The organism is Sphingobacterium sp. UBA7038 (assembly GCF_002494055.1).
Lineage (GTDB): Bacteria > Bacteroidota > Bacteroidia > Sphingobacteriales > Sphingobacteriaceae > Sphingobacterium > Sphingobacterium multivorum.
Genome location: NZ_DLAV01000014.1, coordinates 23,144 through 48,843 on the forward strand (window position 1 = coordinate 23,144; position 25,700 = coordinate 48,843).

Annotated in this window: 21 protein-coding genes and 4 tRNA genes; 8 read left to right on the top strand and 17 right to left on the bottom strand. The window is 40.2% G+C overall.

Going from position 1 to position 25,700, the window contains the following annotated elements:
* Positions 1–120 precede the first annotated feature (120 nt).
* The 5 genes from B3H30_RS08585 (at position 121) to B3H30_RS08605 (ending at position 4,946) form a co-directional block, all read left to right on the top strand.
* The gene (locus B3H30_RS08585) at positions 121–1,350 is read left to right on the top strand and encodes a sensor histidine kinase (protein ID WP_075994471.1); all 1,230 of its coding nucleotides are present in this window, start codon (positions 121–123) and stop codon (positions 1,348–1,350) included.
* Positions 1,331–1,879 (top strand): DinB family protein, encoded by a 549-nt coding sequence (locus tag B3H30_RS08590; RefSeq protein WP_088163202.1) that lies wholly within the window; start codon positions 1,331–1,333, stop codon positions 1,877–1,879. Before B3H30_RS08585 ends, B3H30_RS08590 begins: the two co-directional genes overlap by 20 nt.
* The gene (locus B3H30_RS08595; protein ID WP_046673622.1) at positions 1,845–2,270 is read left to right on the top strand and encodes a hotdog fold thioesterase; all 426 of its coding nucleotides are present in this window, start codon (positions 1,845–1,847) and stop codon (positions 2,268–2,270) included. Before B3H30_RS08590 ends, B3H30_RS08595 begins: the two co-directional genes overlap by 35 nt.
* Positions 2,271–2,572: 302 nt before the next feature.
* Entirely contained in the window at positions 2,573–3,865 is a 1,293-nt protein-coding gene (gluP, locus tag B3H30_RS08600) for a glucose/galactose MFS transporter (RefSeq protein ID WP_075994474.1), read from the top strand.
* A 235-nt stretch (positions 3,866–4,100) separates the two neighbouring features.
* Positions 4,101–4,946, top strand: coding sequence for a DUF2911 domain-containing protein (locus B3H30_RS08605; protein ID WP_088163797.1), 846 nt, complete (start codon positions 4,101–4,103; stop codon positions 4,944–4,946).
* Between the two features lie 89 nt (positions 4,947–5,035).
* Here the strand turns inward: B3H30_RS08605 and cdaA are convergent, their stop codons facing one another.
* Positions 5,036–5,830: a diadenylate cyclase CdaA gene (gene cdaA / locus B3H30_RS08610; protein ID WP_046672648.1), complete on the bottom strand. Its 795-nt coding sequence runs from the start codon at positions 5,828–5,830 to the stop codon at positions 5,036–5,038.
* Positions 5,831–5,890: 60 nt separating this feature from the next.
* Here cdaA and B3H30_RS08615 point away from each other — a divergent pair, with 60 nt between their 5' ends.
* Positions 5,891–6,607, top strand: a complete 717-nt coding sequence (locus tag B3H30_RS08615) for a pyridoxine 5'-phosphate synthase (protein WP_075994476.1) — start codon at positions 5,891–5,893, stop codon at positions 6,605–6,607.
* 152 nt (positions 6,608–6,759) lie between these two features.
* On the opposite strand, the gene lepB is transcribed toward B3H30_RS08615, so the two are convergent.
* From lepB to B3H30_RS08640, 5 genes are all read right to left on the bottom strand, one after another.
* On the bottom strand, positions 6,760–8,328 hold the full coding sequence (gene lepB / locus B3H30_RS08620) for a signal peptidase I (RefSeq protein WP_088163205.1): 1,569 nt from the start codon (positions 8,326–8,328) through the stop codon (positions 6,760–6,762).
* Positions 8,329–8,344: 16 nt separating this feature from the next.
* On the bottom strand, positions 8,345–9,088 hold the full coding sequence (dapB, locus tag B3H30_RS08625; protein WP_075994478.1) for a 4-hydroxy-tetrahydrodipicolinate reductase: 744 nt from the start codon (positions 9,086–9,088) through the stop codon (positions 8,345–8,347).
* 186 nt (positions 9,089–9,274) lie between these two features.
* Positions 9,275–9,997: a DUF5683 domain-containing protein gene (locus tag B3H30_RS08630; protein ID WP_088163206.1), complete on the bottom strand. Its 723-nt coding sequence runs from the start codon at positions 9,995–9,997 to the stop codon at positions 9,275–9,277.
* Position 9,998: 1 nt separating this feature from the next.
* Positions 9,999–10,934 carry a ParB/RepB/Spo0J family partition protein gene (locus B3H30_RS08635; RefSeq protein WP_075994480.1) on the bottom strand — a complete coding sequence of 312 codons (936 nt, stop codon included), beginning with the start codon at positions 10,932–10,934 and terminating at the stop codon, positions 9,999–10,001.
* A 1-nt stretch (position 10,935) separates the two neighbouring features.
* Positions 10,936–11,733: a ParA family protein gene (locus tag B3H30_RS08640; RefSeq protein ID WP_070561294.1), complete on the bottom strand. Its 798-nt coding sequence runs from the start codon at positions 11,731–11,733 to the stop codon at positions 10,936–10,938.
* A 227-nt stretch (positions 11,734–11,960) separates the two neighbouring features.
* Between B3H30_RS08640 and B3H30_RS08645 the strand changes: the two genes are divergently transcribed.
* Positions 11,961–12,482, top strand: a complete 522-nt coding sequence (locus tag B3H30_RS08645) for an NADPH-dependent FMN reductase (protein WP_088163207.1) — start codon at positions 11,961–11,963, stop codon at positions 12,480–12,482.
* A gap of 206 nt (positions 12,483–12,688) precedes the next feature.
* Here the strand turns inward: B3H30_RS08645 and B3H30_RS08650 are convergent, their stop codons facing one another.
* Positions 12,689–15,634, bottom strand: coding sequence for a M16 family metallopeptidase (locus B3H30_RS08650; RefSeq protein ID WP_286833910.1), 2,946 nt, complete (start codon positions 15,632–15,634; stop codon positions 12,689–12,691).
* Between the two features lie 260 nt (positions 15,635–15,894).
* On the opposite strand from B3H30_RS08650, the gene B3H30_RS08655 reads away from it, so the two are divergent.
* The gene (locus tag B3H30_RS08655; RefSeq protein ID WP_145329010.1) at positions 15,895–17,076 is read left to right on the top strand and encodes an acyloxyacyl hydrolase; all 1,182 of its coding nucleotides are present in this window, start codon (positions 15,895–15,897) and stop codon (positions 17,074–17,076) included.
* A gap of 117 nt (positions 17,077–17,193) precedes the next feature.
* Here the strand turns inward: B3H30_RS08655 and B3H30_RS08660 are convergent.
* The 10 genes from B3H30_RS08660 to B3H30_RS08705 form a co-directional block, all read right to left on the bottom strand.
* Positions 17,194–17,268 (bottom strand) — tRNA-Val (locus B3H30_RS08660).
* Between the two features lie 35 nt (positions 17,269–17,303).
* Positions 17,304–17,378: transfer RNA gene (locus B3H30_RS08665), tRNA-Val, on the bottom strand.
* 9 nt (positions 17,379–17,387) lie between these two features.
* Positions 17,388–17,465, bottom strand: a tRNA-Val gene (locus B3H30_RS08670).
* A 9-nt stretch (positions 17,466–17,474) separates the two neighbouring features.
* A tRNA-Val gene (locus B3H30_RS08675) sits at positions 17,475–17,552 on the bottom strand.
* A 130-nt stretch (positions 17,553–17,682) separates the two neighbouring features.
* On the bottom strand, positions 17,683–19,752 hold the full coding sequence (locus tag B3H30_RS08680) for a putative porin (RefSeq protein ID WP_286833914.1): 2,070 nt from the start codon (positions 19,750–19,752) through the stop codon (positions 17,683–17,685).
* A gap of 113 nt (positions 19,753–19,865) precedes the next feature.
* Positions 19,866–20,681 carry a purine-nucleoside phosphorylase gene (locus B3H30_RS08685; RefSeq protein ID WP_070561298.1) on the bottom strand — a complete coding sequence of 272 codons (816 nt, stop codon included), beginning with the start codon at positions 20,679–20,681 and terminating at the stop codon, positions 19,866–19,868.
* A gap of 118 nt (positions 20,682–20,799) precedes the next feature.
* Positions 20,800–22,290, bottom strand: a complete 1,491-nt coding sequence (locus tag B3H30_RS08690) for a sodium:solute symporter (protein WP_070561299.1) — start codon at positions 22,288–22,290, stop codon at positions 20,800–20,802.
* A 37-nt stretch (positions 22,291–22,327) separates the two neighbouring features.
* On the bottom strand, positions 22,328–23,140 hold the full coding sequence (gene murQ, locus B3H30_RS08695; protein ID WP_046672659.1) for an N-acetylmuramic acid 6-phosphate etherase: 813 nt from the start codon (positions 23,138–23,140) through the stop codon (positions 22,328–22,330).
* Positions 23,141–23,162: 22 nt separating this feature from the next.
* A complete protein-coding gene (locus B3H30_RS08700; protein WP_070561300.1) occupies positions 23,163–23,807 on the bottom strand; it encodes a polysaccharide deacetylase family protein in 645 nt (214 codons plus the stop codon).
* Positions 23,808–23,857: 50 nt separating this feature from the next.
* The gene (locus B3H30_RS08705) at positions 23,858–25,684 is read right to left on the bottom strand and encodes a glycoside hydrolase family 9 protein (protein ID WP_286833919.1); all 1,827 of its coding nucleotides are present in this window, start codon (positions 25,682–25,684) and stop codon (positions 23,858–23,860) included.
* Positions 25,685–25,700: the final 16 nt, after the last annotated feature.

Consider the following 25,700-nt stretch of genomic DNA (forward strand, 5'->3'; position numbering starts at 1 on the left):
CCGCAAAATTACCACAAAATTTTTGATTTGGGCGGCACGATAACCTCATCAATGAAATAAAAGTGCAGAAAACAGACATTTATTCAGTAATTTGCAAATGAAGGACACGAATACGGAATCATGAAACCCTATCAGATTAGCCAGCAACGCTGGAAATTTATCTTGCTTATCTTTGCAGCAGTCATTGCTGTCGCCTCCCTGGTTTATACCAATTACCTCGTTCGAAATCTTGCACATGCCGAACGTTCGAAGGCTGAGGTATGGGCTATGAGTACCAAAAATATAATGACCATGCCCGATGTTGATGATGAATTCATTACATTTATTTACGCCGTAAGAGACAGTCTAAATTTACCCGCAATTATTACTGACGACAAGGAAGACATCATTTTCTGGCGTAACCTCGATTCCACAAAGACAAATATTAAACCCGGACACAACGACAGTGTTACAAAACATCTCGATTATGATCCCGTTTATTTTCAAAAACAGCTTGCGTTTATGAAGAAAAGCCATCCGCCTATTACGTTGGAATTGGAAAATGGACAAAAATGGCATGTGTATTATAAAGATTCATGGTTTTTGCAACAGTTAAGGGTGTTTCCTTATGTACAACTATCGCTGATTGCCCTCTTTCTCATTATTGCTTATACCGTTTTCAATTCTATCCGGAAATCTGAACAAAATCTCGTTTGGGTAGGGCTAACAAAAGAAGCCGCACATCAATTGGGTACCCCTATTTCATCGTTGATGGGTTGGTTAGAATTGATTCGCATAAAATTTGATGCCGAAGAAGATGACACCCTAAATGAAATGGAAAATGACATTAAGCGACTTGAAATCGTCGCCGACCGCTTTTCAAAAATAGGATCTACTCCCGTACTGACTAACCATAACCTGTATGATGTCATCAAAAATTACATGGATTATTTTCGCATACGAACCAGTAATAAAATTGCTTTCGAATTAAAAGGAGACACACATCTTGAAGCACAGCTTAATATTCCACTCTTTGATTGGATTATCGAAAATTTATTGAAAAACGGAGTAAATGCCATTGGCACAGAAGGAAAGATAACTGTTAATATTTCAGAAAATATTGCGAAAGAAGAAATTTTTATAGACATTAGTGATACGGGCAAAGGAATTCCGAGATCTAATTTTGAATCTGTTTTCCAGCCGGGGTTCACAACACGGAAAAGAGGTTGGGGGCTTGGCCTTAGTCTGACAAAAAGAATGGTGCGGTACCACCAGGGGCAAATTTTTGTAAAAGAATCTGAAGTAGGTAAAGGAACAACATTTCGAATAATCTTAAAAAGCAACTTAAAATATGAAGCCACTCAAATCTGACGAATATCCAGCGGTCTACGCGCCTTATATTGAGACTGTCGTCGATAATGTGTTCGATGCACTAGAAGAACAAACGCTCTCCTTTCCAGCATTTCTGGACACGATACCAGAGGAAAGAGGTAATTTTAAATACGCCGAAGATAAGTGGACAATCAAGGAAGTTGTTGGCCACGTCATCGATAATGAGCGTATCATGGCTTATCGGGCATTGCGTTTTTCACGTAATGACCTTAAAGAGCTCGCTGGATACGACCAAGACTACTTCATTCAGTATTCCCGTTACAACGATCGCACTTTAGAAAGTCTGAGTAAGGAATTTACTTTTCTTCGCAAAGCGAACATGATGCTTTTCAACAGTTTTAATGAGGTTGAATTGGAACGTAAAGGGATGGCATCTGAACGGCTAACAAGTGTAAAAGCACTCTTGTATGTCATTGCTGGTCACCTTAATCATCATCGCATCATTATTCAAGAACGTTATTTAAACTCAGACGATGTCAAAAATTTGGTTTCAGCATTACAGCATTGAGGAAATAAACGTATTTTTCAACAAATACCTATCGGGTCTGCTCGAGATTCAAGCGACAGAAATTGATGACAACTCCATCACGGCGACCATGCCGGTAACAGATAAAGTCAAGCAACCACATGGTATTTTACATGGCGGCGCTTCTGTCGTTCTGGCGGAGTCTTTGGGAAGTATCGCATCTAACCTCGTGGTTGATCCAGAAAAATACCGCGGAGTTGGACTTGAAGTAAATGCCAATCATATACGCCCGGTAAGTAGCGGCGTAATAACAGCAAAATGTAGCCCAATACACATTGGTCGATCCACACATATTTGGGAAATAAAAATGTACGATCGCTTCAACAAATTAAATTGTATCTCAAGACTTACAGTAGCTATCGTTCCAAAATAACGATAACTATACGGCTCTTGCTAACTCGATTTATCACCACGTTCCAATTACAATTCGACAATATTTATAAGCAAAGAAGGATAAATTTCACAATTTATCCTTCTTTTTTTTGTCAATTAATTATCAAAATCCCCCAAAAATATGCCTTTATTTATTTCCAATATTCAAGAAATTTAAGTAGTCTTGTAGGATGGATACTTTAAAAATCAGTAATTATGAAGCGCAATCGTTTGTTCATTCCTTATTCCTGCTGATTTACCAATCCTCGAACGATAACTTAACTAAATATAATAAAACAAAACATGACCACTAATCCTAACGTTGGTAAAACAGCTTTCCGCCCTATGGCCATCTGCTGTGGTTTATTTTTTATCCTCGGTTTTATTACCTGGGCAAACGGAACCTTAATTCCATTCTTAAAAATTGCTTGTAACCTCGAAACAGATTTGCAAGCTTTCTTCGTAACCTTTGCTTCCTATATTGCTTATTTTTTCCTAGCACTTCCAAGCTCAGTCATCATTAAAAAAATTGGTTTCCAAAATGGTTTAGTTGTCAGTCTTATTATATTAGGTTTAGGATCTTTGATCTTTATTCCTGCGGCAGATAATAGAAGCTACGGCCTATTTTTAACAGGAATTTTCATCCAAGGTTCAGGAATGGCATTATTACAAACAGCCGTTAACCCTTACTTAAGTATTATTGGTCCCATTGATAGCGCTGCACAACGTATTTCAATAGCTGGATTTTTCAATAAATCGGCTGGTATCATTGTACCTATCCTTTTCGGAACACTCTTTTTAAAAGATGCTCAAAAGGTAACAGCAAAATTGGAAGCAACAACGGATCTTGTCCAAAAGAATGCGATCTTAGATGATCTTCTTCAACGCGTACATACTCCATACATCTCGCTAGCAATTATATTCGTTGCCTTCGCAATATTCTTAAAGTTCACACACCTGCCTGAGGTCGATGTGGATGCAGAAGAAGAAACCAGCGCAGAAAGCGGAACTGTGGCAGCAAAGAAAACATCGATATTTCAATATCCACATTTGTTCTTGGGAGCTTTGGCAATCTTCTTCTGTGTGGCCGTCGAAGTTATGGCGGGAGATATCATTGGCGTCTATGCACGCGAACTGAAAGTTGATCCTTTCTTTACAACCTATGCAACAGCATTTACACTCGCTTGTATGTTGATCGGTTATATTATTGGTATTATTTCTATTCCAAGATTTGTATCACAACAAATGGCCTTACGCATTTGCACAATCATTGGCATCACATTCACCATTATTTCTGTTTTTACGACTGGTACAACTTCATTTATATTCGTTGCCTTGTTAGGAATCGCTAACTCCCTCATGTGGCCAGCGATCTTCCCGCTAGGAATTAAAGGCCTCGGAAAGTTCACGAAAACAGGGTCAGCCATCATGATTATGGGTATTGCAGGTGGTGCTATATGGCCTTTGATCTACGGATTGTTAAAAGATCATTTACATATTGATTTTCAACATGCATTCCTATATGCAATGATTCCGGGCTATCTATACATTATGTTTTTCTCTATAGTAGGCCATAAAGTTGGCAAAACGAATTAATGTAAATCCATCTTATATTTTAGGAAAAAAGGGCATCTAAAAAATAGATGCCCTTTTTTCTTAAAATTCTTCCTATTTTTAGGAGATAGATGCTGTAAGAGCCATTAAATATTACAGCCATGCTATAATCAGATTTTCTGTTTTTCAACAGGAGAAATAGAAGTTATGATCAAATGCATATCAAGAGCATATTGAACCACAGGATTAAGCATACAACAAACAAACAATGATACAGATGAAAAAGAATCTTTTTGCAATTGCCATTGCCGCAACAATGATGTTTACGGTCAACGAATCTTTTGCTCAGCTAAAGCTACCTGCAGCAAGTAGCTCACAGACAGTTACACAAGGTTTAGGTATTGAAAACGTAACCCTTAATTACAGCAGACCTAGCGTGAACGGTCGTAAGATTTTTGGTGATCTTGTTCCTTACAACGAAGTATGGCGCACAGGTGCAAATACAAATACCACATTAACTTTTGAAGGGGATGTTGAGCTGAATGGACACAAGCTTTCCGCCGGAACCTATGCTCTTTTCACAATCCCCAACAAATCGGAATGGACGATCATCATCAGTAAAAACACAAAACAATGGGGCGCCTATACCTATAAACAAAGTGAAGATGCTTTGCGCTTCAATGTGAAACCTCATACGCTAGCAAATCCAGTAGAAACTTTCAGCATTTCTTTCGACAATGTTACGCCTACAGGTGCTGTATTGAGTTTGGCTTGGGAAAAAACGTCAGTAAAGGTTGATCTCAAAGTCAATCAACAGGCTAAAATATTAGCTTCCATCGACGAAGCTATGAAGGGCGAGAAAAAACCTTATTTTGCCGCAGCCCAATATTACTTCAGTAATAACTTAGATCTAAATAAAGCGCTAAACTGGTATGACGAAGCCGCCAAAGCTCAACCTAAAGCTGCCCACGTCCTTTATTGGAAAGCAAAAGCTCAATTAAAAGCTGGAGATAAAAAAGGTGCAATAGAAACTGCAACGAAAGGTCTTGAAGTTGCCACAGCAGATAAAAATAGTGAATACATCAAATTGAACACACAAGTTATCAACGCTGCAAAGAAATAGGTATTTATAGCTAAAAAATGCCCCCAGAAAGTATCTCACTTTTTGGGGGCATTGCATTTAAAGCCTTTTTTATAAATCGGCTTTTAGTTTTATAGCTCGTCTTTTAGCAATTGCTCAAGTTCTTCTGGTGAAACGTTCATATTGACATTTCCGTCTTTCGCAAAAGAGATCTCACCGGTCTCTTCAGAGACAATAACAGCAATCGCATCCGAGATTTCCGTCACCCCAATAGCAGCGCGATGGCGTAGTCCGAATTGCAGCGGCAAATCCTCACTATCCGACAATGGTAGCACACAAGATGCTGTCATAATCTTAAAATCAACAATAACGACTGCTCCATCATGCAAAGGACTATTTTTATGAAAGATACTTTCAATCAGGCGCTTCGAAATATGGGCATCGATATACTCACCACTACTCTGATAATACTCCTCATCAAAATATTTTGAAAAAACCAATAAAGCACCTGTCCGTGTACGCGACATGCTTCTACAGGCTTCAATAACCGGTTTTAAGTCTTCCGTCAAATCCTTTTGTATAGCTTTCTTATTCCCGATAAATGACCAAAAAACTTTTTTCCGTTTCATGGATATGTTCTTCCCAACGTGCAGTAAGAACCGCCTGATTTCCTGTTGGAACACGACAATCAATGCAATGGACCCTACAGATATAAAACCGCCGAATATCTCGGTCAGTAAACGCATGTGCATCTGCTTAACGACTATATAAACACCATAAAACAGTGCTACACCAATCAGGATATTAACAGCAATGGTCCCTCTAATCAAACTATAGATATAGTAGATAATAATCGCTACCAATATGATATCAATAACGTCCAATAGGCGAAAGCCGCTAAACAGGCTATAGTCGATTCCATCCATATATGCAAGTTAAAAAAAAATAGATATTATTTGTATTTTTACAACATAACATACAGGAAAATGACTAGACTTTCAGTAAATATCAATAAAATCGCAACGCTCAGAAATTCCAGAGGTGGCAATAATCCTAATCTAGTATCTGCAGCATTAGCCTGTGAACGTTTTGGAGCACAGGGTATCACTGTCCACCCGAGACCTGATGAAAGACATATTCGCTATCAGGATGTCTTTGACTTAAAAGCAGCAATCCAGACCGAACTCAATATTGAAGGAAATTGCCAGGAACAGAAATTTATTGACCTTGTATTGGCCAATAAACCAGCACAAGTAACCTTAGTGCCAGATACCGAAGGACAATTGACCTCGAATCATGGCTGGGATACCATTAAGAACAAAGCCTACCTACAAGATATGTGCAAATTGTTCAAAGATGCAGGTATACGTGTTTCTATTTTTGTTGATCCGGTTGAAGAAATGGTAGAGGCTGCGGCAGAAACAGGAACAGATCGCATTGAACTTTACACAGAAGGTTTTGCCACGGAATATGGCTTTGACAAGGAACTCGCTATAAAACCGTATTTCAAAGCTGCATTAAAAGCACGTGAAGTCGGTTTAGGTCTAAATGCGGGCCATGACTTAGATCTCAACAATTTGCAATATTTCAACCAACATATCCCTGAACTCCTGGAAGTAAGTATTGGCCATGCCCTCATCTCTGATGCACTATACCTAGGATTAGAAGAAACAATCAAACGTTATCTGGCTTGTTTGAAGTAATAGCATGTTCGGCGAAGAGCGCTAACTTTATAAATGAGCTTCTTGTGATCTACCGAATTGCACAAAAATGCATAAATAGAAAAGGGCTTTCTTAAACGAAAGCCCTTTTTATTACCCTCAAAATAGCAAAACTATTGCTGAACTTGCAATTATTAATGAATTCCTTTAAAGATACGGTTCCAGCGAATTTTCGAAAGTCCTGTACCAATGTCATCCCAGCTCATCCAAGTAAATAAAGCCTTTCCGACAACATGATCTTCGGGAACAAATCCCCAGCCCCTTGAATCCAGGGAATTATGGCGATTATCACCCATCATCCAAAAGTAATCCATTTTAAACGTATAATGGTCTGCTTTCACATCATTGATATAGATCCCATCCGAACGTTTTTCTAACTTGTTATTCTCGTAAACACGGATAGCTCTTTCATAAATGGGCAGAGTCTGTGCATTTAATGCCACTGTCCATCCTTTCTTCGGGATTAAAATCGGTCCAAAATTGTCAAAATTCCATTTGTATTGTGGATCATACGGATAAGCTCCTTCTCCAACAGGATTCCTTCTGATTTCTTTGACATTCGACCAAGATTTTACAATGGCTAGTTCATCTTTTGTCATGAACAACTGATAAACGCCAGGCTGCTGATCGCCACCGACCGCTTCTATTCTCAACTCCCGTAATCTATCCATATTTAATGGGGTACCATCCGTTAATACAAGATAGTCCAATTGGCTTTCTGGAGGATCAAATCCTGGTTGATCGTTCACAAAGAGTTTAGCATCTTTCATGAAAATCTTATCGCCAGGCAATCCAACACAGCGTTTAATATAGTTCTCCCTCTTATCGATAGGTCTTGCCTGAATTGTAAACTGAGAATTGATAGTCTGCCAACCATAAACTCGAACAAGATCATAATAACTTGAATTTTGGTTTTCAAGCGCGACAGTGTCACCCGCAGGAAAATTGAAAACAACGACATCATTACGTTCAATTTTTTGAAATCCTGGCAAACGTTTATAAGGAAGCTCAATCAATTCAGAATATGCTTTTCCGCCAGTGATGGGCATCGTATGATGCGCAAAAGGAAAGGCAATCGGCGTATTAGGAACACGGGGGCCATAATTTAACTTGCTCACAAATAAGAAATCCCCGATCAACAAGGTACGCTCCATAGATCCTGTTGGAATCATATAAGCTTCAATCAGGAAGCCACGAATAAGCGATGCCGCTACGGTTGCAAATACAATGGCATCTGCCCATTCGCGTACCATCGATTTCTTGTACGGATATTTAATTTTATATTCTTTATAAGATTCGAGTGCAATTTCGGCACGCTTCTCTTCAGTCAATTCAAGACCTTCTTGGCTTGCAGCCTTTAAATTCTTAGCATATAAGCCATTCAAAAAACGTACGTTATTGTCCTTTGCCCACATTGGCAGAACAATAAAAGGTACTAAAACTGCAGCAGCATTCTCCCAAAAACGGCGTTTTCCAAAGCAATGGATAAAATCAAGGTAAAGATTATAGAAAACAAAGACATTGACAATCGGTACGAGCAATAAAACTACCCACCATGTAGGTCTTCCTGTCAATTTCGCCTGAATATACTGGCTATAAAAAGGTACGATTGCTTCCCAGCCATTTCTGCCAGCTTTAACAAACAATTGCCACAGTCCATATCCCGATATTGCTGTTAAAACCGCAAATATAATTAAGCCCATAATCTACTTATTAATACTATTTATTAAAATCAAAAATTTCAGTAACCTGATAGAAACCTTTTTTGCCATTCAACCATTCAGCAGCAACTACAGCTCCTAAGGCAAATCCATCGCGGCTATGTGCGGTATGCTTAAACTCTATTTGGTCAACCTCAGAACTATAAAGTACCGTATGTGTTCCCGGAACCTCTTCGATACGATGACTTTCAATTAAAAGCTCCTGTGGTTTTGGAATAATTTCATCCTGATCACCAATAACCGTATTCACCCAGTTGGTTTTCACATCGCTATTATCCAATATCCCCTCAGCAATCGTAATTGCTGTACCACTAGGTGCATCCAGTTTGTGAATGTGATGTATCTCCTCTACCTGGACATCATATTGTTTGTACGGCTGTAAGGCCTTCGCCAACATTCTATTGATATGGAAGAATACATTCACTCCGATGGAAAAGTTAGATCCATACAAAATGGAACCATCAGCCTCCAAACACTTCGCCTTAACTTCCTCCAGTTGATCATACCAACCGGTTGTTCCGACGACAATAGGTACACCTGCCTCAAGGCAAAGATTCATATTATCCAGTGCCGCGAAAGGTACACTAAAGTCTATTGCGACATCAGCCCCTTTGATATCATCAGCAGTCAGGTTAGGACGATTATGTTCATCGACAACTAAAAAAATTTGATGGCCTCTTTTCAGTGCGTATCTTTCGATAATCTGCCCCATTTTGCCATATCCCAAGAGAATGATGTTCATATATTTAGAAAAAAAAGTATAGTTTATTTTTAAAATTAAAAAATTCCAATGAAATACCCATGTTTAAAAACCACAAACATCAATCTGAACGAGCAGTGTATATGCAATATTCACTAAAAGACAAATTAGATAAACCCTGATCAACAATCATTTCCAATCGAAATATCCACCTTAGGAATACGGAAGTTAATTGAATTTCATGGTTAATTTAAGTCCTACAGTAGGTTTAAATGAATAAGTTCCCGACGCGAGACTCGCATCCATTAAAGTAGGTCCAATTAAGAAAGCAGTCTTTTTGGGTTTATCGTCGCCAATGCTCCAGCGATATTTAAGCATCGAGTCAATATAAGCCTCTGCGACATTCAGGCCATAAACACCTAACGTAAGTAGCACCATGAGGTCTCGATTTCGCCGCGCATTATCTTTTGCTCGGATGATAGATTGGTCTGAGATTCCGATGTAATAAGGATCAATAGGCTTACCAAGAGCTTTGTCCTGTAACACCCCCAGTAATTCCTTATAATAACGGTTATTAAAATCAAAAACAAGTACGGTTGTTATTAAGCCACCATAGATTGCAGGCACTTTTATCCACCAAACGCCACCGTTGGTATATTGTCCCCAGCCTGGAAGGACCAAAGAACGTTTCCAAGCCTGTTTATTTTTTGCTTCAATAGCCAAGCGTGTCGAATCCTTGAATACAACCTTCTCTTTCGCCTTAGCCTCCTCCTTCTCCCGTTTTTTACGTTCCTTCCGAGATTCCTTCTTTACGGTATCCTGTACCGATTTTTGCTTTATGCTATCTATTTTGACGGGTGTTATTTGTTTCTTAGGAATTGTATCCACAGTCTGTCCATGTACCACCGACAGTGCAAACACCGCAAATATCAAGCTTATTAACTTGGCCATATTACCAATCTAACAATTCAAGAATGCGACTTAAATCATCTTCCGATTCAAAAGGAATCTCAATTGCTCCTTTTCCTTTTGTACTCTTCAGATTCAATTTGACACGAGAAGAAAATTTCGAAGCCAGATCATCTTCAATCTTCTGCAATTGAAAAGACATCGGAGCTTTATCTTTCCCGGCTTTTTTCTTACCGCCTTTTTGTAACTCACGAACCAACTCCTCCGCCTTACGAACGGATAAACCTTGATCAATAATCAACTTAAAGATATAAAGCTGTTTATCAACCTCAGGAATATTAATCAAGGCACGAGCATGTCCCATGGTCAATGCTCCATCACGTATTGCCGCTTGAATGACAGGTGGGAGTTTTAATAAACGGAGATAATTTGTAACAGTAGAACGGTTTTTACTGACTCGCTCCCCCAATTCTTCCTGTTTTAGATTACATTCCTCAATCATGCGCTGAAAGCTCAAGGCTACTTCAATCGCATTTAGGTTCTCCCGCTGAATATTCTCAATCAGGGCCATTTCCAGCATCTGCTGGTCGTTGGCGGTACGGATATACGCTGGGATTTCGGTAATACCGGCCAAGCGAGAAGCGCGGAGACGTCGCTCCCCGGAGATCAACTGATAATTACCGTCCGAAATTTTACGTACGGTAATCGGCTGAATTAATCCTTGTAAAATAATTGATTCCGATAACTCCTGTAAAGCAACCGGATCAAATTCCGTACGCGGCTGAAAAGGGTTGACAGATATTTCTTCTACACGAACATGGCTGATACTGCCATTCTCTTTTGTTGTTTTTACAGCAGTTGATGTAACTAGAGGAGCCTCTTCCACTTGCTGATTACTTTTAGCAGGAACTTCTACACTATCGTTTAATAGCGCACCTAAACCTCTTCCCAGTCCTGTTTTACGCTGATGTGCTGCCATATTATGCGGTTACTGTTTTATTCATTTCATTAAGATGCCCGTTTTTCTGTAAAATCTCGCGTGCCAAATTCAAATAATTAATTGCCCCTTTGCAGGACGCATCATGCATGATAACAGAAATTCCAAAGCTTGGAGCTTCGCTCAAACGGGTATTTCGCTGAATAATCGTATCAAAAACTAAATCTGTGAAATGTGTTTTTACTTCCTCGACCACCTGATTTGACAATCTTAAACGAACATCATACATGGTCAACAAAATTCCTTCGATCTCCAAACTTGTATTTAAACGGTTTTGAACGATTTTAATTGTGTTCAACAACTTACCAAGTCCTTCTAGGGCAAAGTATTCGCACTGTACCGGAATGATGACTGAGTCTGAAGCAGATAGTGCATTGATTGTAATTAAGCCTAAGGAAGGCGAACAATCGATGATAATAAAATCATAATCCTGTTTCACCTGATCCAAGATCTTTTTCATCTTGTACTCCCTTTCGTGCATATTGATCATCTCAATTTCTGCCCCAACCAAATCAATATGAGCGGGTAAAAGATCCAAATTTGGTGTTTCTGTTGATTGAATCGCCTCACGAGGATCCAAATCATTTACCAAACATTCGTATACACTTGCGCTGATTGTACGAGGGTCAAAGCCAATCCCAGAAGTAGAGTTTGCTTGGGGATCTGCATCGACCAACAATGTTTTATATTCTAAAACCGCCAAACTAGCCGCCAAATTAATTGACGTTGTGGTTTTTCCGACCCCACCCTTTTGATTTGCGATTGCAATTACTTTTCCCATCTTGAATGAAAACCTTTCTTAATTAAAATGTCTTTTTATACTACATTTCACTTTTTTGAAGATCAATTTGCCAAATTTTTTATCCGTAATTCAAATTAACAAAACAAATTCAGCATATTTCGTACTTTTGATTGATCGAAAGCACATATCCTCAGGATGCTAAGATACAAAAAATCAAGATATGTATCCACTTTGAAACTGCGCTTTTTATAAGTATCAACAACACAATGATTTTAATAATATCCGGAACAAACCGTCCCAATAGTAAGACGTTAAAAATAGCAAAGTGCTACCAGCAATTACTTGACCGTAAGTCAATTGAAAGTGACATCTTTTCGTTGGAAGATCTACCAGCAAACATTTTAGAAACAGATCTTTATGGCAAAAGAAGTACAGCATTTGAACCTATCCAAGAAAAGATCAGTAAAGCGGATCTGTTTATTTTTATCGCACCAGAATACAACGGAAGTATACCAGGAGCGCTCAAGCTTTTTATCGATTGCTGCACTTTTCCGATCAGCTTTTATCACAAGAAAGTTGCATTGGTCGGACTATCTTCGGGACGCTATGGCAACCTCCGCGGCATCGATCATCTGACCGGCATATGCCACTACTTAAGAATGCACGTGCTTCCCCTCAAGATCTTTCTACCCAATGTTCAGAACGAACTGAATGATGAAGGGCAGTTATTCAAAGAAGATACGCTGCAATTTATCAACGAACAGATTGAGGAGATTATCCGGTTTTAATACGCTAGTTTTAGTAGCCACGATAGCGAATTCACCCTAAAACTAATCCTACTCACGAACAGTGAAACAAGGATTCTGTAGCGTGAAACAAGCATAAAAAAACAAAGGGCATCACAAAACCTGATACAAAAAAAGCCTCCGGCAAACACCGGAGGCTTTTTTAATTTCATACGCTAATCTAATTCTGAAGACAAGCCATCCGGGATCTAATAGCCGAAGATCTCTTTAAGATCCAGCTTTTTAACCTCGCCCAGTTTCGCAAGATCTTCTGGCTTAAGACTTTCTTCCTTCGCTACAATACAGTAAACGTACGGCTTTTGACTCATTTCTTTCTTGTGGAAAGTATTTAGATCGCCATAAGTTAATTTTGGCGCTTGCTCATAGACAACTTTACGAATATCAGTTGCATTTCCCAAACGTTGTGCAGCCAGATAACTACCTAAGATAGAAGCATTCAATACACGTTCACTGGCAATTGATTTTTCCAGACTTACTTTCGCAATATCCAACCCTTTAGCGCTTTCAGGCAACACATCCAGCAGCTCATTCATGCCTTTAATCGCATCGTTAAACTTATCAGCCTGCGTCCCAACATAGGCCCCAACGGTGTAATGGTTTTCTTTTTTATAAGGCTGTCCATAATAGGCATAAGTTGAATAAGCCAATGCTTTCGATTCACGGATAGTCTGGAAGACAATACTTCCCATGCCGCCACCAAAGTAATTATTAAACAGAGAAACAGTCGGTGTCAAGGCACTACTGTATACTCCTGAGCTTCTATACCAAAATACTTCAGCCTGCTTCATTTCGAAATTAGCAAAAAGGACCTGGTTCTTGCTTGTTGGCAATTCTGCGAACACGACCGCCTTTTTCGCCGGAATATACTCTCCAGCCCCTTGTTTCAAAGGCTTCGCTTTCGCTACAAATTCCGCGGCAGTTAACGGGCCAAAATAAAGCATCGTATGTTTCATATTAGCCAAATCGTGCAATGCCTTCACCAAATCCTCCGCTTTTAAAGCATCCAATTCCGCGTCTGTAAACACATTATTAAATGGATTTTTAGCGCCGTATTTAGCATAAGATTTTAGGCCCTCCATGATCGCTCCCTTGTTTTCTTTCGCATTTGCTCTCGCTTTTTTAAGACGGGCAATATACATTTTGAAAGCCTCCTGATCAGCAACACAATTACGCAACAAATCCAGAATCAAGTTCAATGTAGCCGTAAAGTTGGAATTCAAACCTGAAATCGACACCATGGTTTCCTCATTTCCTGCAGACACCGAAAAATCAGAAGCCAATTGATAGAAATCCTTGCTGAATTGCTCACTGGATTTGTCTTTTGTACCCAAAAACTCAAGATAGCCCGCAGCCAATGAAAGTAACTTATTGCTCCATTTTCCACCATCAAAACGATAAGACAGCGAAAACAGCTCATTATCTGAGTTCTTTACAGCAAGTACAGATAAACCGTTCGCTGTAGCTTTCTGAATATCTTTATTATAATCGACCCATACCGGTTGGATTTTATCCTCTGGCATTGCTTCAACCCGCTTCAAGAACTCAGACTGGTCATCACGATTCACCGTTACAGGAGTAATCTCAGGTTTAACAACTTTAACAACATTATTATCAACGCCCTTACGCTTATAAACAACTACATAATTATTGTCATTCAAGTATTTGTTAGCAAAATCCACTACATCTTGCTTGGTGATTTTATTTAATTCATCCGAATAGCCCACAACAGACGCCCAATCCTGACCCGAAGTAAAGGCATCCATCAATGATTCAGCCCGGTCACCATAACTTTCATTCTGTTTGATTTCATCTTTCTTCGCGTTGTTGACAATGGCTGTAATCAAATCATCCGAGAATTCACCTTTTCTCAATTTCGCCAATTCTTGCAACAGCAGCTGTTGCACCTCTTCCAAGCTCTGTCCCTGACCAGGATTACCCTGCAACAGGAGCAAAGAGTAGTCTTTTAACACATAAGGAAAAGCACCTGCACCTAATAATTTTTGATTCTTCACCAAATCCAGATCAATCAAACCAGCAGAACCATTTGTCAAGATCTGACTCATCAGATTAAGCATACGGGCATCCTTTGTCGCAGCCCCAGGAAAACGGAATCCCATTAACATAAATTCAGCATCCGGACCTTTAACCTCGCGGACAACAGGAGTTAAAATTGGTTTCTCCGCATCAAAAGTATAGGCCGGAACTTCTTTCGCCTGCATAAAAGCAAAAGTCTTATCCACCTTTTTCACCACCTCGGTAGGGTCAAAATCCCCCGACATAATAACCCCCATATTATTAGGGACATAATAGGTATGAAAATATTCATGAATCGCTTTCAAAGACGGATTTTTAAGGTGCTCTACCGTACCAATTGTCGTCTGCTTTCCGTAATTATTATTGGGAAACGCTGCTGAAAACATCGACTCCACAGCCTTACGATTATCTTTATCCAAGCTGATATTTTTCTCTTCATACACAGCTTCCAGCTCAGTATGGAACAGACGCAATACCGGATATCTAAACCGTTCTGCCTGTACAGCAAGGTACTTATCCATTACATTACTAGGAATTTGCTCCTGATAAACAGTCTGCTCAAATGAAGTGAAAGCATTGGTACCTTCCGCTCCCATTGATGCCATCAATTTATCATACTCATTCGCAATAGCATATTTCGCAGCTTCTCCAGATACTTTATCGATTTCCTTATAGATTGCTTTCCGTTCGGTTTCGTCTGTTGTACCATTGTATTTCTCATAGAGCGCATCAATCTGATCTAACAAAGGTTTCTCCTTTGCCCAGTCTTTAGAGCCAAATTTATCCGTTCCTTTGAACAACATATGCTCGAGGTAATGAGCCAAACCGGTGTGATCTTTCGGATCTGTTTTACTCCCCGCCTTTGTTGCAATGTAAGTTTGAATACGTGGTTCTTTTTTGGTCGGACTCAAAATCACCGTTAAGCCATTTTTTAACTTGTAAAACCGTGAATGTGTAGGGTCATTCGTGACGTACTTGTAGGTGTAACCCCCCTCAGATGCTTCTTTCCAATCAAATTTGGCGTTTTGAGCAAACAAAGCACACCCTGCTGTTGTTAGTGCAAACGTAACAGCAGTAATTCTAAATAGGTTTTTAATCATATTTCCTTTTTCTTTTCACCTCAAACTTAGATAAATTGCTTTTTATATGCAATATAATTACAGACATAAACAATAATTATTTACCCATTTGACAGCCTGATAGTTAAGCTGCCTAATTTCTCTCACCACTAACCGACATGGTGTGGCTGAAAAATGGCATTTTTTATAACTTGATTTCGCTACTGTTTAAATACTGTTGTTACAATGATATATCATTCTTATTTTTGCAAAAATTTTAAAAAACGCTAACGTTTTATTTCATGAGATCAAGAATACTTGCTTTTGTGGCCCTGACACTGCTCTCCTTTCGTGCCACAGCACAGGTCACACCCCGAATAGAAAATCCGAATGACACTTTACAAAGCCGTACCCCAGCTAAGACGAGACTTATATTCCAACTTGAACATGAAAGCGGGGGCGAACTCAAATTCAATGAGCGCTCCAAAGAAACCCTTGCTGACTCATACTATAGTGGGTTAAATTTTAGAGTCGGTTTTCAGACCCAGTTTCAAGACTCATTAAAGAGTATTTACAATGAAATATACAACTATCCAATATACGGCATAGGCATCTACAGCAGTACTTTTGGTCAGGAGCACCTCGGACGACCTTTAGCCGCCTATGGCTTTGTCGCCATTCCTATTCGGCCAAAAGTAAATTCAAGATGGAATTTCAACTACCGCATTGCGCTCGGTCTTTCCGGGAGATTCAACCCCTACAATGAGGAGGACAATCCGTTCAACCTACTTATTGGCAGCAAAAACAATGTATTTATTGATCTTGGACTTCAGGTCAACTACCGCCTAAATAAAAACTTTCAGGTAGGGGCTGGTGCAGCCTTCCACCACTTCAGCAATGGCGCCCTGGCATTACCGAACACAGGGATAAACCTCGTCCCCTTGAGCCTATCGGTTTCGTATACACCAACAAACAAGCCTTTTGATTATAGAAAAAGTAGTATTCCACAAATGGAGAAAACAGAGGAACTCCATTTCAACTATGCCTTTGGCTTCAAACAGATTGATCGCGAACACGATAGCCAATATTTTAAATCTATGCTAGGTGCATACTACAGCAAGCATTTCGGCTACAAATGGCGGCTTGGCGCTGGGTTTGATGCATTTTATTCAGCCAGTGGAAACGACGAGAAGGTTGCCGGCGACAAAGCCGGAAAATTCTCCGCCTTATTTTCTTACGGCCCCGCATTCTACATTGATCATGTGTTAAATTCACGCCTTTATATCAACGGAAATGTAGGAGTCTATCTTCATCGCAACGAATTCAATGGCGAGAGCATGCCCGTGTATTTAAGAGCAGGAGTACGTTATAAAGTTTACAAAGATTTCTTTGCCGGTGTTTCCATTAAAGCCCATGGCGGTAAAGCTGATTTTATTGAATGGACAACAGGTTACGGAATTAAACTAGGGAAGAAACGGAAATAGTTAGAAAATAAATGCGAAAGATTCCCGAGATAGATTGAATACCGGATCGGGGACTTTCAAATTTACAGCGAATTCAGCCCATAAAAAAAGCGTTCATGAAGAACGCTTTTTTTATCGTGGGGATTACTGGGTTCGAACCAGTGACCCCTACCTTGTCGAGGTAGTGCTCTAAACCAGCTGAGCTAAACCCCCTAACCAAAAAAAAGCACCAATTGATGATGCTTTTGTGGAGGCTACAGGATTCGAACCTGTGACCCTCTGCTTGTAAGGCAGATGCTCTGAACCAGCTGAGCTAAGCCTCCGTTTTGGATTGGTGGAGAATACTGGATTCGAACCAGTGACCCTCTGCTTGTAAGGCAGATGCTCTGAACCAGCTGAGCTAATTCTCCGACTTTGTATGGTGGAGGCTACAGGATTCGAACCTGTGACCCTCTGCTTGTAAGGCAGATGCTCTGAACCAGCTGAGCTAAGCCTCCATACTTTTTTAAAGAACGCCGTTCCCTAATTGCGTGTGCAAATATAGCTTAAAAATTCTATTCTCAAAATTATTTTATAAGATTTTATGCCTTTAATATCACAACAAGCTAAGAAACACCGAAATAATTTTTAATCATAGAACTTCCAAGAAATACCAAATCTAAAATTAGCACTATTCATCGGATAACGTCTGACCGTATAGTAACCATGCGGATAGAAGTTCTGATTTAAAAAATTATAACTCAAAAACATATTCACCCGTTGTATATTCGCTGTAATCCATAGATCCATGATTGGATATGTCGAAAACTCAATCTGTTTGTAAGCATTATAAAACTGTCCCGTCCCAATTGAATAATTCGGATTGGCATAAGGTGTATTGAAGTTTGCGTCCAGACCGATACTATAATCAATAACTTTGTAAAACAGGTTACTGTAATACAAACTATGCCAGGTATACAACTCGGGAACTGCCAATGCATCCTGTTGATCTGTCTTTTGATAGACCACGAGATTATCGAAGGTAAAATGGTTTAGTTTAAATTTTTGTCCAACGGTTACCTTCAGCAAATTAGCTTTATCCAATTGTGTCGGAACAATCCATTTATCCTTCTTAGGATCGTTCTGTGGATTGGACAACTCTTCGAAATAGGTATAATTGTTCATCAAAAAATACTCCACCTTACCATGGAAACCAAGCATCGGATTGGCATATTGAAAACCCAGATTCTGAATTTTCGTCTTTTTAAGATCTAAATCATTCCATTTTCCGTAGGTATAATTTAAATTCTCGAAAACCATCTCCGGAGATTTGTTCTGTGAATAAGCTGACAACGTCACCTTTCCGATTTTATCCCCCATCGAGATATCCGCTTTAGCTTCATACAAGAAATCTCCAAAGTTGTGGCCAAATACGATTTGATTCGCTTTTAAACTAAAATCAAGACGATCTGAAAACTTATACCCTAATTCACCTTTCACAATTCCGTTCTGATAAAAACGATCAAATGTTGTGCTATCCGGCAGTTTCTTCAGCGGCTGTGGATAGGCTGATGTATTATTGTAATACCGCATGGAGTCCAACTGATTCTGCTCCACCCAGTTCATGTCGTGCTGAAAAGCCAAATTCAACTTTGCCTCGTTCTTAAAGACCGACTTCCCTCTAAGAAAAAAGTTATATTCAAATTCATTGGAAACATTCGTGATCAACGTCTTATCATTGTTTAGCGCCAATGCTCTATTATTGTATGGTAATGCTGCATTTTGGTCATCCATGTTCTTGAAGAAGCTGTATGTCTGCCTTCGGATACGCGTATTATGCGCCATACTATTGGTCGGATGGATCTGCATGGTCGGCTTGCCTTTATCGATCGTATCCAATCGTCCCAAATAAAGTGACTGTCTCAGGAAGAATGAATTATCCCACCACTTAGATCGAGGTACCCTTGTGTTACCGGCATCATAGAATTTCGGTATAAACCGGTCCGGAGACTGCCTGTTTCCAGGCGCAAATGGAAGATCTTCTGTAATAGAGCCATTCTCCATGGCATCCAAACGATTAAATACGCCATTGATCAACAAATTATACCGGTTATTTTTCGATTCATACCAAGAAGCAACTGAAGCCTTTAAATCCGAATAATTCTGTCCAAGGTAAAATCCATCCGTTTTAGTAGAATGGAAATCGACATTCATATTCCATTGGGAATTGATATTCTGCGCCACCCGAGCCCTAAAAACCTGGTCATTAAAAAAGAATCCTACCGTGGACAATTCGGAGTACCTCGCCCGGGCCCTAAAATATTGGACCGAATCGGGGTTCAATAAATAACGTTCCAACGCTGTAAAACCAGACTGAAAGCCAATGGTCTTTTTAGGCTGGAACAATAGATCCCGTGTGGCAAGGCCATAAGCCCCAAGGTTCACACTGGGATTCCAAGGTAAATTCTGCGGATTATAATATTGATAATTATGATGTGATGTATCGATCTGCCGTGTATAAGTTCCTTTTTTTAACATATCCAGTGTGGCATATCGGATATACTTCGCAGAAAGGATGACAGAATCTTTCTTCCCGTCCTCTTTGGCTCTGGCCGAATCCAATGCGCTACTCCAATCCTCTTTGCTCTGCGCAATGACATCCACGGAATAAATAAATAAAACACACCATGCGGCAAGTATGCGTACGATCAACTTCATCTAAAATTATATAAAAACCAAAAAAGCTAAATTCACCTCAATGAACCAATTACCCTTCACCGCACACAAATCCAACAACCTTTTCCTTCAACAGAGATACATGAAGAGGTAATTTATTGCAAAGCTATTAATTCTTTCAAAATTAATGTCATTTTAGGTTCCGCTTTCTCCGCAACATTAACAATTTCCTGTAATGATACGGGTTTAAGCTCCTCGTGAAAGCCTTCATCCGTAACAACAGAAATCGCAAATACCGGCAGTGCCATATGATTAGCAACAATCACTTCTGGAACGGTACTCATACCGACCACATCCCCACCGATCAGGCGCATATAACGATATTCCGCTTTTGTTTCCAAATTTGGACCTGCGGAAGAAACATAAACAACTTTTCGCGCAGCAATAGCATGTTTGGCTGCAATTTCAAGAGCCTGTCCAATCATCTTTCGGTTATAAGGCTCGCTCATATCCGGAAATCGTGGACCAAACTCGGCCAAATTCTGTCCGCGTAGCGGATTATCCGGCAACAAATTGATATGATCTTCAATAATTCCAAGGTCACCTTTTTTCACATCAGGATTCAGGGAGCCCGCAGCGTTGGAAACAAACAATTTTTGTACCCCCAAAACTTTCATGATACGGATCGGAAAGGTAATTTGTTGCATATCGTAACCTTCATAATAATGCAACCTCCCCTGCATAGCAACCACATTGCGGCCACTCAATTTTCCAAAAATGAGCTTACCAGAATGAAATTCAACAGTCGAAATGGGGAAATTTGGTATATTGGAATACATCAGCTGATACTTGACTTCAATTTCATCAACCAACTTACCTAAACCAGTACCTAGGATGATACCGAATTCTGGAGTAAAATCTCCAATTTTTCTACGGATAAATTCCGTAGTCTCATTTATGCTATGATACATACGTACAGAAAACTAAGTATATCAAACTTAACTTAATTTTTCTGTACGTACAAATCAAAATCAATACTTGTATTTACATCTTCTCACCAATGGAGAAATTTTTTATAGCCGAAGTGCATTAATTATGGGACAATGCTTTTTCACTTGCTTTACCTGGAGAACTGATCAAAAGCATCACAAACGTGATAAAACCATTAATAATGATCAAATCCAATCCGATAACATAAGGTGTATACACTTCAATAACATAGGTTTTAAGCAAAAATAAGACGGTAGGCGAAAGTACACAGATATAAGGTACAGCGTTATCCCGCACGGCATATTTTGTGAATATTCCGAAAACGAATAAACCCAATAAAGGTCCATAGGTATAACTCGCCGCAGTAAAGATTGCATTGACGACCGAGTCATCATTGATCAGCTTAAAGACCAGAATAACCAACAGCATCACAATGGAGAAACCAAAATGCACATAATTACGCTGCTTGATCAGCGCTGGATCATTGGGATTTTCTTTTTTATTGAAATTTAGAAAGTCCACACAGAAAGATGTTGTCAATGCCGTTAGCGCACTATCTGTCGTTGCAAAAGTAGCAGCCGTTAACCCCATCATAAAGATGATTGCAGGAACAATAGCCAAGTGGTTTAATGCAATTTCTGGGTACAAATAATCGCGTGTTGCTAATTGAGTCACATCAATTCCGTTTTTAGCCGCATAGATATACAGCAAAGCACCGACAGCTAAAAAGAAAATATTAATGACCACAAAAACACTTGTAAAAGTGATCATGTTCTTTTGGGCTTCTTTAATGGTCCCCATCGATAAGTTCTTTTGCATTAGATCCTGATCAAGCCCAGTCATCGCAATGGTCACAAAAATTCCTCCCAAGAATTGTTTCCAAAAATTTGCTTTACTGCCGACAAAATCATCCCAGAAAAAGATCTTGGAATAACTACTTTCTTTTACAGCCTCGAAAGTATCGACGATACCAAAATCTAATCCTTTGGCCATAAAATAGATAGAGAGAATTACTGCGGTCACTAAAAAGGTAGTCTGTAGGGTATCTGTCACAATAATCGTCTTTAAGCCACCCTTGTTTGTATACATCCAGATTAACACCAAACATATAACGACCGTAATCGCGAAAGGCACATTCCAGGCATCAAAAATAAAATGCTGCAATACGATTGCGACCAGATAAAGACGAAACGCCGAACCGATCGTACGGGAAACCAAAAAAATAGCAGCACCGGTCTTGTACGTGGTGTGCCCAAAACGTTCTTCCAAATACGTATAAATGGAAGTCAAGTTCATTCTATAATAGAGCGGAAGCAATAGATAGGCAATAATGACAAAACCAACGGCGTTCCCAAGAACAAATTGAAAATAGCTAAATTCAGACGCACCGACTGCGCCGGGAACCGAGATAAAAGTTACGCCGGAGAGCGCGGTACCGATCATCCCAAAGGCGACCATATACCATTTAGAGTTCCGGTTTGCGACAAAAAAGGTAGAGTTATCGGAAGCTCCCTTCGAGGTGAAGTGAGCTACAGCAAGCAGAACTGCAAAATAGATTATTATAAAAGATAATAATATTACTGGTGACATAGTTTGTTTTTAAATAGGTGATTTTAATAGGTTATGCTCAATGGGTATCCTGATAAGCTTCGATTGCCTGTCTTACATTACCAAATTGCTCAAGTAAAGCCGCAGCTTCTTCTTCAAGCGCCCCGGTCTGATCCATAATGATACGTACACCACGACCGACCAGCTTATGGTTTGACAATTGCATATCGACCATCTTGTTCCCCTTTACCCTACCCAATTGGATCATCACTGCGGTACTGAACATATTTAACACAAGTTTCTGTGCTGTACCCGATTTCATTCGCGTAGACCCGGTAACAAATTCTGGCCCAACAATAACTTCAACCGGATACTGCGCTATTTCCGCAATCGGGGACCCTCCGTTACAGACAATACAGCCCGTCACAAGCCCTTTCTCGTTTGCCGTTTTCAATCCGCCGATAACATAAGGTGTGGTTCCAGAAGCCGCAATGCCGATAACAACATCGTTTTCATCAATATCATACGCTTCCATATCTTTCCATGCTTGCTCCAGATCATCTTCTGCAAATTCAACTGCTTTTCTAATTGCAGTATCACCACCAGCAATCAACCCAATGATCCATTCAAATGGAACGCCGTATGTCGGAGGTAATTCAGACGCATCCAGCACGCCCAAACGGCCACTTGTACCAGCGCCGATATAAAAAGTTCGACCACCAGCCTTCATTTTCTCCACAGTGACTTTGACTAATGCTTCAATCTGAGGGATAGCCTGCTCTACAGCAAGTGGCACAGATTTATCCTCATTATTGATATTTGTCAATAACTCATGCACAGACATCTTGTCCAAATCCTGATAATTCGAATCTTTCTCCGTTGTATTTACCATTATTAGTATATATTGTATTTCTTTATTTCAATAAATCGGGTACATCCACAAGTTGATACCCTTTCCCCTTTAATATGCTAATGATATCATCCAAATGATGATACAGCTTATCTTTCCGCCGATCATCAGTTCCCATATGAATCAATATCAAAAATCCATTGAGCCCATATCGAGCTTCGTAAGACCAGAGATTGTCGAGAATCGCTGTCGACGATAAATAACGCCCCCCCATTTCAGGATAGGTATAATCAGCCGCAGTCCGTATTCCTGGTGTATAATTAACCGAATTTAGACCAACTGCCTTTGCCCAGTCGACTGTTTCACTATTATACCATTCATAAGAAGGAATATAATAGGACAGCTGCTCTCTTTTGACACCCGCGCCTTCCAGTGCTTTCAGGTTTGCTTTTAGATCAGCGACAAAAGAGTCACGTTTGACCAAAAGCACCTCCCTACTCCCCCAGTCACTCACCAGAATATGTTTATCGGAATGCCCCGAAATCCAATGGCCATCGCTTAACATCTGACGGACATACGGCTTAAAACCTGGAGTTCTGAGATAATCGCCTGTCAGGAAAAAAGAGCCTTTAATGCCATTATGCTTTAGACTTGCTAATACCTCAGCAGTACCCTCAGATAAATCATGACCGGTAAACACCAGGGCCACCTGCCGTTTTGTCGAGTCGCCCCGGACAATAGCTCCAAAAACATCCCGTGTTACTTTTTTCCGGCAGGCTCCTCCATGGCCTTACCCTCCTTTGAAGCCAACAGATAAATCAACGAAGCGGTACCATCCATTGTCGGCTCATTCGTACTATAATCTCCGTAGTCGTCATGATAGACCGCCAGATCACTTTGAAACTCCGCATAGCTATCCGGATTATTCAACTTGATACCAATCAGATTGCGATACGTGGATGCCATAATGGGCCCATCAACCAATCCGCCGTCGATCGGATGCTTTCCAAGAAAGGTAAACGCCGAATGCGGATCGACAGGTGTATCGCCTCCAGCCGGAAGACCATATACCATACTCGTGCCCCAAGGGTTCGCCCCGAATAACCAGTCAAAATTAGCTTGGGCTAGCTCATCAAAATGTGTATCTCCTGTCAATTCTTTATACCAGAGACATTGGATCGCAAAGGATACGGTTAAGTTGTTGCTACACCAAATAAAGGGAACTCCCCGAAAAAAAGCGTTTTTCTCAGCTCTCCGATTGACTTGCTCAATCCCCTGTTTATAATAGGAAACAATCTCCTCGCGATCTTGTCCTTTTAATCCTTTTGCCAACTCATAATGCCCAAGATTGATAAAAGGATACCACTGATAATGTGCAGCAGTATCGCTATCCATCCAAGGTGTAATCTTTTCTTGCCGGGCGTAGCGTAAGGCTTCTCGTGCAAACTTTTCTTTTTTTGTCATCGAAAAACACATTGCAGCGGCCAACTGCATATCGTCTACCCAATTATCTTCGGCATAAATATAGGGCGATTTCACAGAAACTGTCTGTGTCACGCCTGGTTTTATATTGGCATAAGCATAGGCTGTTTCCGATTTCTTCGAAAGCAGCGTTGCATATTTCCGATCCTCTTTGTCAAACAACATCGCCCCCAGGCGAAAAGCACTACTAAATTTACCAGCAGTAGAGCTTGTTCCGGTTGTATTGTTCATAAACTTGCCACGCTGCTGTGGCTCGCCATCGATAAAATACACCGGTCTCTCAAATCCACGACCATAATAAGGATCTTCCTTTGGCATCCGCATGCTGGCATGATCCCGGTCATCACCAATCTGATTGTACATTTGGTTGGCCTTGGGATGCATTTTCAACAGCCAATCCAAGCCCCATTTTGCTTCATCGAGCACATCGGCCCGGCCATTTTTTCCATCAAGACCATTTGCTTGCTTTAGATCACCAAACACCTTTGGAAAATCGCGGTAAGCCGCTAACAGATGAAATGTCGCATTTGCTGACGTTGTCGCATATTGCAAATAATCAGAAGCATCATGCCAACCGCCCCCCGCATCGATACGGGAGCTATCGGGAATACCAACCTTTCCTGCATACAGCGCAAAGCCATCGTGTGTATGGCAGCTATCGTTCAGAAAAGGGTTGAACAATGTCCGTTGTTGCCGCATATAACGCAGTACAAAATCTGCCGCTCCTTTATAAACGTCCCGAGCGATTCGGAATGTTGGAGACTTCACATCTCCGGCCTGAACAAAAAAGCGTCCTGTATCCTGCATGGAAGAGAAATCAAAACGAAAGCTCTGAACAAAAGGACCATAAGCCCCATAATCTTTTCCAACAGGATGTACATAGACTGTTTTACCCGTTTGTGCGTTTTTAATTTCAAAAGAACGAAGCTGCCTGATTGATTTCCCACCCCATACCGCGACCTTCTTGCCCGCTGGAGTATAGCCCAATTGGTTTATTCTAATCCAAGCATTTTGCTGTGCTTTCGCAAAGTTACAAACAAAACATGCAAAAACAAGCAAAAAAGCTTGACGTAAATTTAAGAAGTTTAGACATTTTTTTATCATATCAAGGCATTTATTT